A 14,833-nucleotide genomic window follows, 5' to 3' on the forward strand; every position below is an offset into this window, starting at 1 on the left:
GTTAGTCCTCATAACCGATCAGCCAGTGGAGCCCGTGCCGGTCGATGACCTGGCCATCCGATGCGCCCCACGGTTTTGGCGCGAGGGCATCAACCACGGTGCCGCCGTCGGAAAGCCTGTGGAACCATTCGTGCAGCACTGCCGGTTCCGCGGTCCCCAGCAGCGAGAGCATGACGCCTTCGGTGCGGACGCTCGCCTCGCCGGCCGCCGCGTCCGAGCCTCCAAGCGCCACGACGCCGCTGAGCGTGCCGTGGGCGATGGCGTCCGGGGAGCCGTCGCTCCGGCTGAAGTCCTGGTAGGTGTGCAGGGCAAGTTCACCGCCGAAGACGTCCCGGTAGAAGGTCAGGGCTTCCCGCGCTGTTCCGGGAAAGCTGACATAGACCTGGGGCCCTGGCGTGCGAACGGCGTCCTGCGAAGGGGTACTGGTCATCATCCATCCTCGGGTTCCGGGAAGTCGGGCTGTTCCGGACGTCTCATCCGGGTGCCGGCTGCGGGTGAGGCCGTGAAGCTTACGCCGGGCACCCGCCCAGCCTAGACGGGGCGGGCTGAACCGGGAAGGGCGCCCCGGCTCCCACGGCTAGACTCGCAGGCATGGGGGACAACGAAATACCTGAACAGCGAAAACCGTCCAAACGCAGCAAAATCAGTGCCGTCGTGGTGCCTTTCCTCGGCGTCGCCGCGCTGCTGGTGGGGTGCATCGTCGCGTGGAACGGGCAGGCGAACGCCAGCTTTGGCTGGTTCGCCTACGCACCGCTGAGCAACGACACCTTCAACGGATCCGGCATGACCTTCGTAACGCAGGGGACGCAGATCGGGTTGAGCATCGCAGTGCTGGGCCTGCTGGTCCTCGCCTTCTGGGCCGGTTATCGGAGCGGCAGTCGGAGCGGGCGGACAACGAATCGATGACACGGCGCACTGATTTTTGGGCGCTTGCCCTGGTGGCCAGCGCCACGTTGCTGGTGTGCGGCGCCGTGGCAGCCTGGAACTTCGCCCTGATTGCCGATGAATACGGCGTCAGGGAGGGCGGGCTCCCGTTCACCATCCTGCTGGGCCTCGGCGTCGCGGCCTTCATGGTCAGCCTGCCGGGCTTTTTCGCAACCAGAAGCCGTGCACGGACGCCCCGGGACTGACGGCGGAGTTCGGGCCGCGTATGCGGCGCGCGCAGCCGAGTATATTTCCAGGTTCGGATCGCTGGAGTCCACTCATCCCGAGGACAGGACACTCATCGCTGAATGGGCTGAACCGCTATCGGGGCACGTGCTGGACGTGGGCTGTGGACCCGGCCAGTGGAGCAGCTTCCTGGCGGACCGGGGCGCGGACGTGGAAGGCTTCGACCCGGTCCCCGAGTTTGTGGAGCACGCCAGCACACGGTTCCCGAATGTCGCCTTTCGGGTTGCAGGCTTCCGGGATCTCCCTGTCGCCCCAGGCTCCGTGGCCGGCATCCTGACCTGGTATTCGCTGATCCACACCGAACCGGAAGATATGCCCCTGATCCTCGAAGAATTGGGAAGAAGGCTGGCGCCCGGCGGAGCGCTCCTCCTCGGGTTCTTCGAAGGCGCCCGGGTGGAACAGTTCCCGCACGCCGTGGCCCCTGCCTACTTCTGGCCCGCCGCCGACCTGGAAGAACTCCTGCAGGGCGCGGGGTTTGACGTCGTTTCCGTAACGAGGCGCACCGAAGCAGGTGTCCGGCCGCACGCAGCGATCAGCGCCCGCCTCCGGCACTGACGGCAACCGTCACCGGCCACGCACCCGCCAGCTCACCGGAATAGGGCCCATTCACCCCAGAAGATCGTCCTGGTAGCACCAGCGCCAGTCCTCTCCGGGCTCGATGCTGCGCATGACGGGGTGCCCGGTCGCTTCGAAGTGCCTGGACGCGTGGGTGGCGGGGGAGGAATCGCAGCACCCCACGTTGCCGCACTCCAGGCACATGCGGAGGTGGACCGTCGTCGTCCCTTCCCGGACGCAGTCCTCGCAGAAGGCGCCACCGGGCACTTCCCTTGGTTCCGCGGACTCCAGATGGTCGCATTCACCACCGGGTTTTGCCACGCCTTCGCCCCCGCCACCGCCCGACGGGTCAATCTCGTCCAGGGACACGTCCAGCATCGATTCCTCAACATCCAGCCGCTCAAGGACAGCGCTCAGGACCTCGTGCGCATACTCGCCACCCCGGCGAAGCTCCAGCACCTTCTCACGCTCCGCCTCCAGCATCGCCAGCCGCAGCCGGGCATAGCGCTCGCTGGGCGTGGACGTTTCCGCCGACGGCCGCCCCAGCCGCTCCCACGCCGCAAGCCCGCGTTCCTGCGTCCGCCGCTTCAGCATGGACACCACCTCCGGCGGGTCGTCATCCGTCCGGAGTTCATGCAGCTTCGCGACGCCCGCGGCGGTGGCCAGTTGCATGAGCGATGCCTGGTTCAAGGCGTCCTCGCGCTGGTCCGGCCCCTGCACCCGAAGGATGCGCACCAGCGCCGGCAGTGTGAAACCCTGCAGCGTCAGGGTGCCGCCCACCACCACCAGGGCAGCGAGGATCAGCACTGACCGGTGTTCCAGGTCCTCCGGCAGCACCAGCACGGCGGCCAGGGTGACCACGCCCCGCATCCCGGCCCACGACACAATGGCCGCAAACTGCCACGGCGGCGCCGGATCCTTCCGCTGCACCGACGGGATCAGCCGCGGCAGGTAGGTGGCCGGGAATACCCACACCGGCCGCAGGAACAGCACGGCCAGCAGGATGACCGCACAGCCGGCCCAGATCCTGCCCGCGCCCAGGGAATCGTCCTGGACGCCGTCCACGATGGTGCGCACCTGCAGCCCGATCAGCAGGAACACCGAATTTTCCAGCAGGAACTGCACGGTGTTCCAGTTGCTCCGCTGGCTGAGCCGGGCCGCGCCGTTGGGCATGGACGGCGCCTTGGTGCCCATGATGAGGCCGGTGACCACGACGGCGAGCACACCCGAGGCGTGGATTGCCTCGGCCGGCAGGTACGCCACGAGGGGCGCCGCCAGCGACGTCGAAGTATTGATGGCAACGTTCCGGATCCGCTTGCGGAGCATGGTGAGCACGTACGCCGCGGCGATGCCCACCACCAGTCCGCCGCCCACGGCCAGCACGAAGTCCCCGGCAATCCCGGCCACGGACACCACACCCGAGATGGCGGCGATCGCGGCCCGCAGGCAGATCAGGGCCGTGGCGTCATTGACCAGGGATTCGCCCTCGAGGATGGTGACGATCCGGCGCGGCATCCCCACCTTCCGCGCGATCGCCGTCGCAGCAACCGCATCGGGCGGTGCCAGCACGGCCCCCAGCGCAAACGCGGCGGCCAGCGGAATCTCCGGAAACAGCCACCAGACCACCAAGCCCACGGTGAGGGTGCCGAAGATGACATAACCCACCGAAAGCAGGCCGATGGCGCGGCGGTTGGAGCCGAAATCGAACAGCGATGTGCGCAGCGCCGCCGCATACAGCAGCGGCGGCAGCAGCCCCACCAACACCAGTTCCGGGTTCAGTTCGATATCCGGTATGAACGGGAGGAACGAACCCGCCACCCCGATCAGCACCAGCAGCAGCGGCACCGAAACGTTGAGCTTCCGGCCAAGGGCGCTGCCGGCGCACACCACGGCAACGAGGACCAGAAGGCCCAGGGCGATTTCCATGGGGTCATTCTCCCAGGAACGCCGCCAAAGGGAACGTGCGGCAACAACGGAAAGGCCCAAGCACGACGGCGGGGCGTGGCCGCCGCAGCGAACGGACGCCTGAGCGGGCAGATGACCAAGTCGAGCGTACGACGGCGGGAGGCGGCCGCCGTCGTACGCTTCCTTGGCAAGGTTCCCGGCCTCGGCGCCCGGGGCCGTTTACTCCGGCGGGCAGGCGGGTAACCATGGAATATGACTGATTCCGGAACCGGCGGCGCCGACGACCCCTTCGATGGCAGCGACGAAATCGTAGGAGGAACGCCCCCGGAAGAGACACCAGAGTCCATTGCCGACGACGTGCGGCATGAGATCCAGTTAGGCCATGTGCAGGACGATGTCAGCACTGTCCTCGAGGAACGGTTCGAGGAAGCCGGCATAGATGCCCGGCCCGAAGAAGTGGACGACCTCGCGGAAGAGATCGAACGGGACGCGTCCAGCTAGCCACCTAGTCCTGCTGGGTCAGGCGTCCGGCCAGGCCACGGGTCCAGGAGGCCTGGTTGCAGTACAGCCTTGAATGGATACAGCCCAAGATGTATTGTCGGAGGCATGGAGACCCTTACCCACGCCCCGGTCCTGGCGCGCTTCGGATACGCCGTCTCGGATCCCACCAGGGCGCAGGTCCTGCTGGCCCTCGCCCAGGCACCGTCCTACCCGTCGGATCTGGCCGACTCCATCGGAGTGTCCCGGCAGAGCATGTCCAACCACCTCACCTGCCTGCGGGGCTGCGGGCTGGTGGTGTCGGTCCCGGACGGCCGCCGGACGCGCTACGAACTTGCTGATGCCCGGCTGGGCCACGCCATCAAGGACCTCCTCGGCGTCGTCCTCGCCGTGGACCCTGCCTGCTGCGCCCCTGACGGCGAGTGCCTCGCGTGAGCGGAACCCTGGCCCAGCGCCTCCCGTCCGAGCGGCGGGCCATCCTGACCCGCCGGATCCGCCTCTTCGCAGCCGCCACCATCACCTACAACGTCATCGAAGCCGTGGTTGCGCTCTGGGCCGGCGGCGTGGCCGATTCGTCGGCACTGATCGGGTTCGGACTGGATTCGGTCATCGAGGTCGCGTCGGCCGTGGCACTGTCGTGGCAGTTCTCCGCGAAGGACCCGGAACGGCGCGAGCACCTCACGCTGCGGATCATCGCCATCTCCTTCTTCGCGCTCGCCGCCTTCGTCACGATCGACGCCGTTCGGTCCCTGGCAGGCGGGGGAGAGGCCCAGCACTCCACCCCCGGCATCGTGATTGCAGCCCTGAGCCTGGCCATCATGCCAGTGCTCTCATGGGCCCAGCGCCGGGCAGGACGCGAGCTCGGGTCCCGGACCGCCGTCGCCGACTCAAAGCAGACACTGCTCTGCACCTATCTTTCGGCGGTTCTTCTGGTGGGCCTGGTCCTGAACAGCACCCTGGGCTGGTGGTGGGCGGACGCGGCAGCCGCCATTGTGATCGCCGGCATCGCCGTCCGCGAGGGCTTCAACGCCTGGCGCGGGGACGCGTGCTGCGCGGTGCCCCACGCTGCTGAGTCATCTGCCGGGTCGCCTGCGGTCTCCCGCGTCAATGGGAACGCGGCCAAAAATGCCGCCGCCAGCCAGGCCGGCAGCGGGCAGGACTTAGACGCGTGCTGCCCCGGGTGCACTCCCTCGCAGCCACAGTCATTGGGCCTGCCCATTCGCAGCAAGAGCTGAGTAGCCGCCGAAAACTTCAGCCCTGATGGCCGGAAGGTGGCACGGCCAGCGGAACCACGTCGAGGCGGCCCCCCGGGCCCACGATCACCAGGACGTGCGGCGCGGCCACACCGTTCAATGCCGCCATCACCTGCTGGATGATTTCGTCGGGCTGGGCAGCCGGTGACGCAGGCGCAAGGGCGGACGACGGCGGCAGGCCAGTGCCGCCGTCGTCCGCCCTCAGCCAGGCGGTCACCCTGGCGCCTCCCGTGGCGTCGGCGATGCCCCGTGCCAAAGAGCGGACGTCAATGATGTCCGCGGGATAGCCGCTGACCAGGGCGACGTGGCCGGTCATCCGCCGTAGGGACGGGGCCGCGGCCGCCAGCAGAGTGCGGTCATGGCGCCACAACGCGAAGTGGTAGCCCGCCACCAGGCCAGCCGCCACCAGCAGGCCCAGCGGCGCCCGGGTCCTGTCCAGGAGGCTTCCGCCGGAGACGTCGCCGAGCAGGTACTGGAACACCCGGTAGCCCGTCACCAGCAGCGTAATCAGGGCCACCACGGCGCTGACGCCGAAGAATGCCACCAGGTAAATGCGCCGGCCGGGTGGGATTTCGCCCGCCGTCCGGGGCTGCTGCCGCGGCTGCCAGGCCAGCCACCACACCGGGCCGCCCACCACGAGGGAGCTGATACCGCCCAGCAGCAGGGTGCGCGCGGCGCCGCCGGCCAAAGGTGAGACGGCGGCGGCCAGCAGGGCGTTCACCACCACGCCCACCCCGGAAGCCGCCGCGGCAAGCGCAACGGCCGAGGTGACCAGGAGGCTGGCGCGCCTGGTTTCGGTGGAACGGGTTGCCGCCACGTCCCGGTGGTAGCGCCATATCACCGCGCCGATTGCGGCGGCCGAGATTGCCCGCGCGAGGGGCTCCAGCAGAAGGTTCATCGGATCGCTGCGGTCGAACGCGAGCCGCAGCAGGACGAACACCACCACGCCCACCCCGCCCAGCGCTGCGATGCCCGCAACGAAGATGCCGACGGCGATCATTGCCACATCCGCCAGGCCGGTCCGGAAGTGCCGGCCGCCTTCACTGAACCAGTGCCACCACCACACCAGGGCGCCGCCCGCCGCCCACACCAGCGAACGGACCGGGGCAAACCACCATGGCTCAACCGCCGCGCTGAGCGGGAACCCTCGGATGGCCACATCCAACAGGCCACTGAGGGCGGCAATCGCCGCGCCGGCGCCCAGTAGCAGGCCGAAGACCGATCCGAGGAGTGTCCTGACGTCCTCCAGGTGCGTCGACGGCTTCGCGGGGTGCTTCCACATCCACCGGTGCCAGAGCCAAATGGCTGCCCACACCAGGCCGTTGGCGAGCGGAGAATGCCACTGGCTTGCCTGCGTATTGATGAAAGACGTTGCCAGATTCAACAGCGAGGTGGTGGCGATGATGAGGGAAACGGCGTACATGCCGGACAGGTACAGTCCCCAGCCGGCGGCGGTGCGCTCCGCCGGGTCGTCGAGGCGCCGCCAGGCAAACCACCACAGCAGCAGGGCCAGCGGGCCGCCGATCAGGGTGAATGCCAGGGGCAGTGCCAGGCTGGCAGGATCGCCGGTGACCAGCACGGAAGACGCACGGAAGAGCCGTTCGAGCAGCCCGCTCACACCCGACGCCGCAATCACCACCAAGGCGAAGAGCAGCACGTAGAGGATCAGGCGGCGGAGGGTGGCCAGGCCGCCGGCCGGTGCGCGGGTGGTGGTGGCTGCCCGAGTGGTCATTGTTTGGCCGGAACCCCGGAGCACGCCGTCAGGATGTAGGGCGGCTGGTCGATTTTCCAGGTGCCATTGGCTTTCAGGAGCGAGAAGGCGTCCTCCATCTCGTACTCGGACGGGCCAAACGGTCCGCCCTGGGACTGCTGGACGATCGAAACCCGCACCGTGGCTGAATCGGTGCGCTCCGACGTCGAGACCAAAACGACGCGCGCCGGGCGGGGCTCACCCGGATAGCCTCCCCGGCATCTGCTCCGGGCGGCATCGGTGAGGTAGGAATCCGCGGTGGCGTTGTCGCCGTCGATCACGGCCTTGCTGTACCGCTGAACCACCCCGGCCGGGCTGGCCTCGTCCAGTGCAGCGGGCTCGCCGCGCGTGAAGACCACCGCCAGCGCAACTACCACCAGCAGTCCGACGACGCCGATCAGCACGAACAGGATTCGGTCCGGTTTCCGCGCGGCGTCGCTCATGGCGACAGTATGCGCCCTGGTCAGGGAGTTTTACAGATGTCTTTTGGCCCGGTGCGGGACTCAGTGCGGGGTTAGGCGCAAGGCTCCAATCGTTGTCTACCTGCCAGCTACCTGCCCGGCCCTATCCGCACCACAGCGGCGGTGGGACTATGTTCGTATGCAGGAAAACAGGGTTGACACCCCGAATGATGAAGGACCGCATCTGCGTGCCCACACCACGCCCACCACGCAGCAGATGCGCACGGTGGGCCAACGCCGCCGCGACGCCGAGGAGAAGCTGGAGCACCACCTCCAGGAAGCCCGCCACAAGGATCACCCGCACGGGGAGGAGCCTCCGCCGGATCAGCCCCTCACTGATGGGGACCAGCGGGGCGGCAGTTCCTCCTAGGACAGAGGAATCACAGCAGGCGACGGCGGGATTATCCCGGCGTCGCCTGTTTTTCGCGTTGCAGGGTCCGCCTGCAGTCAGGCTGCTTACCTGTTCACGTAGCCGCAACAGGTTTCCATCAAGTTTCAACAATGTTGCTTTGAGTGCAACTTGCTCGTTTTTTGCGGAATTGACGTCAGCGCGCGGCAAGGACCGTTATTACGAGTGCCACTGCCATGGAAATAGTCCGTAAATCCCTTGACTGTGTTCGTGGTCACCACCTATGTTGAAACAACGACGTTGCAACCAGTGCAACTCCAACTTTTATTGGTGGTTCTATGAGTCACGAAACAACACCGCCCCAGGCGGGAGTCATCGCCAAGGATGCCGATGGATCCCCAGTGGCAGGCGACGGCGTTAGCACCCTGACGCCCAGCAAGGACGTACGACGCCGGGTGGTCACCGCCAGCTTCATCGGGAACTTCGTCGAATGGTTCGACTACGCCGTCTACGGCTACCTCGCCGCCGTCATCTCATCGGTCTTCTTCCCGGAAGCGGACAGGCAAACAGCGCTGCTGGCCACCTTTGGTGTCTTCGCGGTCTCCTTCTTCGTCAGGCCCCTGGGCGGCTTCTTCTGGGGCCACATCGGTGACAGGCTCGGCAGGCGGAAGGCCCTGTCCCTGTCCATCGTCATCATGTCCGTGTCCACGTTCTGCATCGCCCTGATTCCGGGATACGGGTCCATCGGGCTGATGGCACCGGTTCTGCTCCTCCTCATCCGCATCGTCCAGGGCTTCTCGGCCGCCGGCGAGTACGCGGGCGCGTCGGCCTTCCTGGTGGAGTACGCCCCCGCGAACCGGCGCGGCCTCTACGCCGCCGTGGTTCCGGCCAGTACCGCGGCCGGCCTGCTCCTTGGCTCTCTCATTGCCGCACTCCTGAGCGCGGTGCTCACCACAGACCAGCTGCATGAGTGGGGCTGGCGGCTGCCCTTCCTGCTTGCCGCCCCTATGGGGCTCATCGGGCGCTACATCCGCACCAAGCTCGAGGACACCCCCGCTTTCCGGGAACTGGCCGCGAAGGAGGGCACCGAAGCCAAGGCTCCCGCGCTGGCCATGTTCAAGACCTACCGGAAGCAGCTGGTCATCGCCTGCGGCGCAGTGCTGCTCAACGCCGTCGGCTTCTACGTCATCCTCAGCTACATGCCCACCTACCTGTCCGAGGAACTGGGCTTCGGTCCCACCGAATCCTTCCTGGCCACCACCATCGCCCTGGCCAGCTACATCGGGTTCATCTTCCTCACCGGCATGGCCTCGGACGTCTTCGGCCGCAAGCGGATGCTGATCACAGCATCCATCCTGTTCATGGTCCTTACTGTTCCGGCGTTCATGCTGCTGGAAACCGGTAATTTCCTGATCATCGTGCTGGTCCAGATTCTCCTGGGCGGCATGCTCACACTGAACGACGGAACACTGCCCAGTTTCCTGGCAGAGCTGTTCCCCACCAAGGTCCGCTACAGCGGGTTTGCCGTGAGCTTCAATCTCTCCAACGCGCTCTTCGGCGGCACTGCGCCTTTCATGGCCACGCTGCTGATCGCCATGACCCAGAGCAAGATCGCCCCGGGCTGGTACCTGGTGGCGGCTTCAGCGGTGTCCCTGGCGGCAGTCCTGTTCGCCACCGAGACGTCGCGAAAGCCCCTGAAGCACCTCTAAGCCGCCGGCATTCCCAGACCCGCCGGCACCTCCGGCCGCCGCAAGGCCCCTGACCACCCTTCCGATCCACACCACATCAACTGCACTGGACAATCCAGAAGCACCAACGAAAGGCACAACAGTGACTATCACCGCCGATAACGCCTCGTCCATCGCCGACCTCGAGCGCCTCAAGGTCCTCCACAACGGCACCAAGGGCAAGCTCACGTTCTCCGACGCCGAGTTTGAGCGCCGCCTGGGCGGCCTCCGCCAAATCATGGCCGCAAAGAGCCTGGATGCGGTCATCCTGACCAGCTACCACGGCATCAAGTACTACTCCGACTTCCTCTTCACCACGTTCGGCCGCAACTACGCCCTGGTGGTCACCGCGGACGACTCGGTCACCATCACCGCGAACATCGACGCCGGCATGCCGTGGCGCACTTCCTACGGCGAGAACATCGTCTACACCGACTGGCGCCGCGACAACTTCTACTTCGGCCTGCAGGAAGCGCTGCGCCAGCGCGGCGTCAAGGCAACCCGCCTTGGCGTCGAGGATGACTTCCTCCCCGGCCTGACCCGCGAGAAGATCGCCGCCGCGTTCCCGGGCGCGCAGCTCCTGGACGTCTCGCAGGATGCCATGCGCCAGCGCATGTTCAAGTCCGCCGAGGAGATCGAGGTCATCAAGCACGGTGCCCGCATCGGCGACCTGGGCGGCGAGGCCATCCGCAACGCCATCCGCGAAGGGATCTCCGAGTACGAGGTCGCCCTGATCGGTACCGAGGCCATGGTGCACGAGATCGCCAAGACCTTCCCGGACCGCGAAGTCCGCGACACCTGGGTGTGGTTCCAGTCCGGCATCAACACCGACGGCGCCCACAACTGGGCCACCACCCGCAAGCTGCAGCAGGGCGACATCCTCTCGCTCAACTGCTTCCCCATGACCTCCGGCTACTACACCGCCCTGGAGCGCACCCTCTTCCTGGGCCAGCCGGATGAGCGTTCCCTCGAACTGTGGAACATCAACGTGGAGGTGCACAAGCGCGGCCTGGAACTCATCAAGCCCGGCGCCGTCTGCAAGGACATCGCTGCGGAACTGAACGAGATCTACATCAGCCACGGGCTGCTGGCCAACCGCACCTTCGGCTACGGCCACTCCTTCGGCGTCCTCAGCCACTACTACGGCCGCGAAGCCGGGCTGGAACTGCGCGAGGACATCGACACCGTCCTGGAGCCCGGCATGGTGGTCTCCATGGAGCCCATGATCACCGTCGCCGACGGCCAGCCGGGTGCCGGCGGCTACCGCGAGCACGACATCCTGGTCATCGGCGAGGACAACTCGGTGGAGAACATCACCAAGTTCCCGTTCGGCCCGGAGAAGAACATCATCGAGGCCTAACCGTCCAGCACTGGAAGCGGCGTCACGGACACGTGGCGCCGCTTCCGCCGTTTAGGGAAAGATGGTGTCCACCATGACTCCTGCAAAGACCAGCCAAAAAGACGCAGCAGATAACGACGCCGCAGGTGAGAACGGCACTGCCGGCACCGGCGCCAATGGCGGGGCGGACGCCAAGGGTGCCTCCGTCGTCGTCAACGCCATCGCCGTGCTGCGCACCTTCAGCGCCGAGGAACCCCTGCTGGGAGTCACCGAAATAGCCGGCCGCGTGGGCATGCACAAGAGTTCCGTCTCCCGGATCCTGGCCACCCTGGAGCAGGAAGGCCTGGTGGAACGGGACCCCGAAACCCGCCGGTTCCGTTTGGGCCTGGGGCTGATCGCCGTGGCCGGGCCGCTGCTGGCGGAAATGGACGAACGCCGCGTGGCGTACCCCGTGCTGCGCCGGCTCACCGAGCAAACGGGGGAGACCAGCGCACTCATGCTGTGGAACGGCGACGAGGCAATCTGCGTGGAACAGATCGCCAGCCCCCACCAGATCAAGCACACCACACCCCTCGGCGCACGCTACCGCGACGCCATGAGCGCCTCGGTTCAGGTCTTCCTCGCCCATCAGCCCGCCGAGCGGGTCCGCGAGCTGCTCCGCAGCGGCGCCGTCACCTTCCCGGGAATGGACGACGCCGGGCTGGCGGCTTACGAAGCCCGGCTCAAGGAGGTTGCGGGGCGCGGCTGGGCCGGAAACTATGGCGAATCCTCCATGGACGAAGTGGGGGTCGCCGCGCCCGCCTACGACCACCGCGGCGACGTCACCGCCGTCGTACTGATCCCCGCCCCAAGGTTCCGGGTCTCACGCGAACGGCTGGAAGACCTCGGCGAAGCCTGCATGGCCGCCGCCGCCCAGGTGACCACCCGCCTCGGCGGCCGCAGCCCGCAGTAGGCGCTCCGGCGCGTCCGGGTGTACTGCCGTCCGGGTGTGCTGCTATACGAGTTCGTCGTGCAGGATGCGGGCAGCGTGACCCATTGCCTGCTCTGCTGAAGGCTGGATGGCCGCGGGCACCCGGCTGCGCGTCAGGGCAACAACGGCCAGGGCCGGCCCGCCGATGTGTTCGACGACCCCAGCCTCGTGCCGAAGATGGACGAAGGAACCCGTTTTCGAATACCAGGTGGACGTATCTGCCGAAAAATCCGGCGCGAGGCGGTGCCGGAAGACGTTTGCGGCAAGCATCTCACGGAGGGGCGCCGCGACCGCCGGGGAGACGGTTCCGTCCCAGATCTTTTGCAGGAGATCGGCAAGGCCCCGCGCGGTGCCGGCGTTGGCCCGTTCGACGTCCAGTTGGGGCAACGGAGACGGATGCCCCTGCTTGTCAGCTTCAACGACGAGCGAGTGCACGGTGGCAGCATCGCCAGCTGCTGCCTGCGTGGCGAGCGAGGCGTAGAGCTCCCCAATGGGATGACGGAGAATGATGCCGCTGGTGCCCAGGTCCCGGAGCCACTCCGTGACGTCGCCCGGGGAAACGATGCGGAAGACTGCGTCAGCGGCTGTGTTGTCGCTGATCTCTATGGCAAGCCGGATGAGGTCCCCCACTGCGATCGTGGCCGGGTGGGTGAAGCGGGCAATGCCGGGGCCGCCCTGGGACCGGCTTGGGCCGTCGATATGCACCGGCATGCCGAGGTCCAAGCCGCCCCTGTGGGCAGTGTCCAGCGCAGCCGCCGCGAGCGGCAGCTTCGCCACGGACGCCAGGGGATAGGGACGGTCGGCGTCCAGTGCCAACTCGTGTCCGGTGCCCAAGTGGCGCACCAGAAGGGATCCGGCAAGGCCCGCGGCCTCAAGTACGTGGGCTGCCTGGCGCAGGGCACTGGCGCCAGCGCCGGCGTCGTACGCCGTCAAGGTCAAGGTTGCTCCCGTGGATCGGCGCCGAGTGCCGCGGCGATGTCCCGCCGAAGTGCTGCATCAAACAGCCGCCGCCCGTCCGGCGTGCGCACCTCAAGCCGGTAGGTACGTGCCACCGGCAGCTCACGGACTTCAAACCATTCCAGGCCCCACGCGGCAGCCTGCCCCCGGGCGCAAAGGACCCAGTCGTCGCCGGCCAGGGCTCCTGCGAGTGCGCTGACGAGGCCGGGAGACTCGGCGACCTGATGTGCTGCCAAACCGCATTCCGCAGCGGACTCCCGGAGCGCGGAGAGCAGTTGGCCGGAGGCATCCTCGGCCATCACCACAAGGTTGGAAGCCGCCTTTGGCCCCAGGGCGCGGGTGGGCCGCAAAGCTGCGAGTGTGAGCGGCCTGCGCCGGTCGGTCACCTGCGCGAGGCCCAGCGGCACCACCCAGTCGGCCCGTGCAGTTTCGACCCAAAGCAGGGCGGCATCCGCTTCGCCGAGCCGAAACCGTAAGGTACGCCGCTCCCGGCCGACTTCCTCGATTTCGAGATCGGCGCCCGCCCCGAGTGCACGCAATCTCAGGGCCGCCCACCGGGCAGGATCGAGATCGCAGGGCACGAGCAGCCGGACCGTGCCGCGGCGGTGTGATGCCGCAGCGTCGACCAGCGAGCGTTCGGCGCCCAGCAGGGCCTGTACATGCTCGAGGAGCGCCGTGCCCAGGGCTGTCAGCCGCACTTGGCGCGTGCTCCGCTCGAGCAGCGCCCCGCCGAGGTGGGCCTCCAAACCGGCAACGCGGCGGCTTATAACGGGCTGCGTCGTCCGTTCATCCCTGGCCGCTGCCGAGAAGCTTTGCCGGCGGGCGACGGCCACGAACGCGCGCGCACCGCTGAGGAGGTCCATCCACCCATCATGCCGTTGACGCATAAATCCTGCTATTTCTGTCTTTGAGCGAAGCAAATTTTCCGCCCAGACTGGCCGCATGGATCACTTTCGCAAATCCCAGCTCCCGGAACCGTCAGCCCAACCAACCCGCCGCAAGGTCCTGATGTTCAGTGCAGGAGGAGTGCTGGCGGCCGCCGTTGCCGGAACAGCAGGCCCGGCCTCTGCGCAGCAGCCGGCGCCCGGGAACGTCCGCCGGCGCCTCGACAGCGCGATGAGCGGGATCGAGTCAGCATACGGCCTCACCGTAGGGGTCGCGGCGGGACGGCTGGGGAAACCTCCTGCATATGCGTACAGGGGCGGCGACACTTTTCCGATGTGTTCCCTGTTCAAGACCCTGGCCGTTGCCAGGTTGCTTCGCGACCATGCGTACGACGACGGGTTCTGGCAGCGTCGCATCGCGTTCCGCAAGGATCAAATCGTGGAGAACTCCATCATCTGCGCGGCCGATCAGGACCGGAACATGAGCGTGGAGGAACTGGCCGACGCCGCCCTGCGTTTCAGTGACAACACTGCCGGAAACCTCCTGCTCGGACTCATGGGAGGACCGCAGGGGATTGGCGCATATGCGCAGACCCTCGGTGCCCTGTCCACCCGCCTCGACCGGTGGGAACCTGAGCTCAATGAGGCGCTTCCCGGCGACGTTCGCGATACCAGCACGCCCAGTGACATCCACAGACTCTACGAGTCGTTGCTGCTCGGCAACGCACTGGACACCTTGGGGCAGGCCCGGCTCCGTGGGTGGATGCTCCGCAATGCCACCTCCGGTGGGCGGCTGGGGGCGGCGGTGCCACCTGGAGCTGAATTCGCCGACAAGACGGGCGCCGGCGACTATGGGGTAGTGAGCGATGCCGGGGTGGTGTGGCCGGATGATGGTCCTCCGCTGACACTCGCCGTGATGACCAGGACCGACCGCCCGGATGCTGTAAACAACAATGCTGCGGTGGCACGCGTAGGCCAGCTCATCTTCGGCGAGCTTCTCTGATCCCCGTGTTCC

The 14,833-nt window shown here is 67.2% G+C and carries 17 protein-coding genes; 11 read left to right on the forward strand and 6 right to left on the reverse strand.

What is annotated here, in order from left to right; translation table 11 throughout:
* Nucleotide 1 precedes the first annotated feature (1 nt).
* On the reverse strand, nt 2-430 hold the full coding sequence (locus QE394_RS12550) for a VOC family protein (protein ID WP_056077869.1): 429 nt from the start codon (nt 428-430) through the stop codon (nt 2-4).
* A 161-nt stretch (nt 431-591) separates the two neighbouring features.
* Between QE394_RS12550 and QE394_RS12555 the strand changes: the two genes are divergently transcribed.
* Genes QE394_RS12555 through QE394_RS12565 form a run of 3 tightly spaced genes read left to right on the forward strand, consistent with a single transcriptional unit; the run spans nt 592 to nt 1,725 of the window.
* Nucleotides 592-906: a hypothetical protein gene (locus tag QE394_RS12555; protein ID WP_056077866.1), complete on the forward strand. Its 315-nt coding sequence runs from the start codon at nt 592-594 to the stop codon at nt 904-906.
* Nucleotides 903-1,130, forward strand: coding sequence for a hypothetical protein (locus QE394_RS12560; protein WP_056077864.1), 228 nt, complete (start codon nt 903-905; stop codon nt 1,128-1,130). Before QE394_RS12555 ends, QE394_RS12560 begins: the two co-directional genes overlap by 4 nt.
* Nucleotides 1,108-1,725 carry a class I SAM-dependent methyltransferase gene (locus QE394_RS12565; RefSeq protein ID WP_056077861.1) on the forward strand — a complete coding sequence of 206 codons (618 nt, stop codon included), beginning with the start codon at nt 1,108-1,110 and terminating at the stop codon, nt 1,723-1,725. Before QE394_RS12560 ends, QE394_RS12565 begins: the two co-directional genes overlap by 23 nt.
* A 51-nt stretch (nt 1,726-1,776) precedes the next feature.
* Here QE394_RS12565 and QE394_RS12570 read toward each other — a convergent pair whose 3' ends face one another.
* Nucleotides 1,777-3,651 carry a Na+/H+ antiporter gene (locus QE394_RS12570; RefSeq protein ID WP_056077858.1) on the reverse strand — a complete coding sequence of 625 codons (1,875 nt, stop codon included), beginning with the start codon at nt 3,649-3,651 and terminating at the stop codon, nt 1,777-1,779.
* A gap of 231 nt (nt 3,652-3,882) precedes the next feature.
* Here QE394_RS12570 and QE394_RS12575 point away from each other — a divergent pair, with 231 nt between their 5' ends.
* The 3 genes from QE394_RS12575 (at nt 3,883) to QE394_RS12585 (ending at nt 5,363) form a co-directional block, all read left to right on the forward strand.
* Nucleotides 3,883-4,131, forward strand: coding sequence for a hypothetical protein (locus QE394_RS12575; protein ID WP_056077855.1), 249 nt, complete (start codon nt 3,883-3,885; stop codon nt 4,129-4,131).
* 105 nt (nt 4,132-4,236) lie between these two features.
* The gene (locus QE394_RS12580; RefSeq protein ID WP_045731074.1) at nt 4,237-4,563 is read left to right on the forward strand and encodes a winged helix-turn-helix domain-containing protein; all 327 of its coding nucleotides are present in this window, start codon (nt 4,237-4,239) and stop codon (nt 4,561-4,563) included.
* Nucleotides 4,560-5,363, forward strand: a complete 804-nt coding sequence (locus QE394_RS12585) for a cation transporter (RefSeq protein ID WP_349034676.1) — start codon at nt 4,560-4,562, stop codon at nt 5,361-5,363. Before QE394_RS12580 ends, QE394_RS12585 begins: the two co-directional genes overlap by 4 nt.
* A gap of 16 nt (nt 5,364-5,379) precedes the next feature.
* On the opposite strand, the gene QE394_RS12590 is transcribed toward QE394_RS12585, so the two are convergent.
* Nucleotides 5,380-7,113, reverse strand: coding sequence for a DUF5671 domain-containing protein (locus QE394_RS12590; protein ID WP_349034677.1), 1,734 nt, complete (start codon nt 7,111-7,113; stop codon nt 5,380-5,382).
* Nucleotides 7,110-7,574 (reverse strand): hypothetical protein, encoded by a 465-nt coding sequence (locus tag QE394_RS12595; protein ID WP_349034678.1) that lies wholly within the window; start codon nt 7,572-7,574, stop codon nt 7,110-7,112. The genes QE394_RS12590 and QE394_RS12595 overlap by 4 nt, the downstream gene beginning before the upstream one ends.
* 157 nt (nt 7,575-7,731) lie before the next feature.
* On the opposite strand from QE394_RS12595, the gene QE394_RS12600 reads away from it, so the two are divergent.
* From QE394_RS12600 to QE394_RS12615, 4 genes are all read left to right on the forward strand, one after another.
* Nucleotides 7,732-7,962, forward strand: coding sequence for a hypothetical protein (locus QE394_RS12600; RefSeq protein WP_349034679.1), 231 nt, complete (start codon nt 7,732-7,734; stop codon nt 7,960-7,962).
* 317 nt (nt 7,963-8,279) lie between these two features.
* Nucleotides 8,280-9,650 carry an MFS transporter gene (locus QE394_RS12605; protein WP_349034680.1) on the forward strand — a complete coding sequence of 457 codons (1,371 nt, stop codon included), beginning with the start codon at nt 8,280-8,282 and terminating at the stop codon, nt 9,648-9,650.
* Between the two features lie 121 nt (nt 9,651-9,771).
* The gene (locus tag QE394_RS12610) at nt 9,772-11,028 is read left to right on the forward strand and encodes an aminopeptidase P family protein (RefSeq protein WP_261620903.1); all 1,257 of its coding nucleotides are present in this window, start codon (nt 9,772-9,774) and stop codon (nt 11,026-11,028) included.
* Between the two features lie 61 nt (nt 11,029-11,089).
* Nucleotides 11,090-11,959 (forward strand): IclR family transcriptional regulator, encoded by an 870-nt coding sequence (locus QE394_RS12615; RefSeq protein WP_261620902.1) that lies wholly within the window; start codon nt 11,090-11,092, stop codon nt 11,957-11,959.
* Nucleotides 11,960-12,001: 42 nt separating this feature from the next.
* Here QE394_RS12615 and QE394_RS12620 read toward each other — a convergent pair whose 3' ends face one another.
* A complete protein-coding gene (locus QE394_RS12620; protein WP_349034681.1) occupies nt 12,002-12,916 on the reverse strand; it encodes a serine hydrolase in 915 nt (304 codons plus the stop codon).
* Nucleotides 12,913-13,821 carry a LysR family transcriptional regulator gene (locus QE394_RS12625; RefSeq protein ID WP_349034682.1) on the reverse strand — a complete coding sequence of 303 codons (909 nt, stop codon included), beginning with the start codon at nt 13,819-13,821 and terminating at the stop codon, nt 12,913-12,915. Before QE394_RS12625 ends, QE394_RS12620 begins: the two co-directional genes overlap by 4 nt.
* A gap of 55 nt (nt 13,822-13,876) precedes the next feature.
* Between QE394_RS12625 and bla the strand changes: the two genes are divergently transcribed.
* Nucleotides 13,877-14,821, forward strand: coding sequence for a class A beta-lactamase (gene bla, locus QE394_RS12630; protein ID WP_349034683.1), 945 nt, complete (start codon nt 13,877-13,879; stop codon nt 14,819-14,821).
* Nucleotides 14,822-14,833: the final 12 nt, after the last annotated feature.

The sequence above is a fragment of the Pseudarthrobacter sp. SORGH_AS 212 genome (assembly GCF_030818145.1).
GTDB lineage: Bacteria > Actinomycetota > Actinomycetes > Actinomycetales > Micrococcaceae > Arthrobacter.

Coding starts and splice junctions, on each gene's coding strand:
- QE394_RS12550 (WP_056077869.1), bottom strand. CDS start 430: ATGACCAGTACCCCTTCGCAGGACGCCGTTCGCACGCCAGGGCCCCAG.
- QE394_RS12575 (WP_056077855.1), top strand. CDS start 3,883: ATGACTGATTCCGGAACCGGCGGCGCCGACGACCCCTTCGATGGCAGC.
- QE394_RS12605 (WP_349034680.1), top strand. CDS start 8,280: ATGAGTCACGAAACAACACCGCCCCAGGCGGGAGTCATCGCCAAGGAT.
- QE394_RS12615 (WP_261620902.1), top strand. CDS start 11,090: ATGGTGTCCACCATGACTCCTGCAAAGACCAGCCAAAAAGACGCAGCA.
- QE394_RS12560 (WP_056077864.1), top strand. CDS start 903: ATGACACGGCGCACTGATTTTTGGGCGCTTGCCCTGGTGGCCAGCGCC.
- QE394_RS12570 (WP_056077858.1), bottom strand. CDS start 3,651: ATGGAAATCGCCCTGGGCCTTCTGGTCCTCGTTGCCGTGGTGTGCGCC.
- bla (WP_349034683.1), top strand. CDS start 13,877: ATGGATCACTTTCGCAAATCCCAGCTCCCGGAACCGTCAGCCCAACCA.
- QE394_RS12555 (WP_056077866.1), top strand. CDS start 592: ATGGGGGACAACGAAATACCTGAACAGCGAAAACCGTCCAAACGCAGC.
- QE394_RS12600 (WP_349034679.1), top strand. CDS start 7,732: ATGCAGGAAAACAGGGTTGACACCCCGAATGATGAAGGACCGCATCTG.
- QE394_RS12625 (WP_349034682.1), bottom strand. CDS start 13,821: ATGCGTCAACGGCATGATGGGTGGATGGACCTCCTCAGCGGTGCGCGC.
- QE394_RS12595 (WP_349034678.1), bottom strand. CDS start 7,574: ATGAGCGACGCCGCGCGGAAACCGGACCGAATCCTGTTCGTGCTGATC.
- QE394_RS12590 (WP_349034677.1), bottom strand. CDS start 7,113: ATGACCACTCGGGCAGCCACCACCACCCGCGCACCGGCCGGCGGCCTG.
- QE394_RS12580 (WP_045731074.1), top strand. CDS start 4,237: ATGGAGACCCTTACCCACGCCCCGGTCCTGGCGCGCTTCGGATACGCC.